The sequence below is a fragment of the Photorhabdus caribbeanensis genome (assembly GCF_018448885.1).
GTDB lineage: Bacteria > Pseudomonadota > Gammaproteobacteria > Enterobacterales > Enterobacteriaceae > Photorhabdus > Photorhabdus caribbeanensis.
The window spans coordinates 1-550 of the sequence record NZ_RCWB01000143.1 but is presented as its reverse complement, the minus strand read 5'-3'; the positions used below and the strand labels follow the sequence as shown (position 1 = coordinate 550).

Sequence of the window (550 nt, the reverse complement as noted above, 5' to 3'; positions counted from 1 at the left end):
CCCAGACGCAACTCGGCGGCATGGTGGCCGGTAATCCGTGGTTAGCCAAAGGGGACGCCAGCATTATCCTCAATGAGGTCAATAACCATAACCGTAGTCACCTCAACGGCTGGATTGAAGTGGCCGGACATAAAGCCGAGGTAATTATTGCCAATCCTTCGGGCATCACCTGTAACGGTTGCGGTTTTATTAACGCGCATCGCACCACGCTCACCACCGGGCAAGCCCTGATGGAACGGGGCCGACTGAAAGGGTTTGATGTCAATCAGGGGGACGTGCGGATTGACGGGCGCGGCATGGACAGCACACAGCAAAGTTACACCGATATTATCGCCCGCTCCGTGGCGATTAACGCCAAATTACATGCGCAAGACCTGAAAGTGACCGCCGGGCGCAATATTGTGGATGCGGCGCATCAGCAAATGGAGAAAAAATCGATTGACGATGAAAAGCACCCGGCGTTTGCGTTGGATGTGGCGGCGCTGGGCGGCATGTATGCCCATAAAATCAGGCTGATAGGCACCGAAACGGGGGTGGGCGTGCATAATGC

The 550-nt window shown here is 55.5% G+C and carries 1 protein-coding gene; it reads left to right on the top strand.

The annotated features are described in order from the left end of the window. A partial coding sequence (locus EAE90_RS23370) for a filamentous hemagglutinin N-terminal domain-containing protein (RefSeq protein WP_214055465.1) occupies nucleotides 1-550 on the top strand: 550 nt, incomplete at both ends.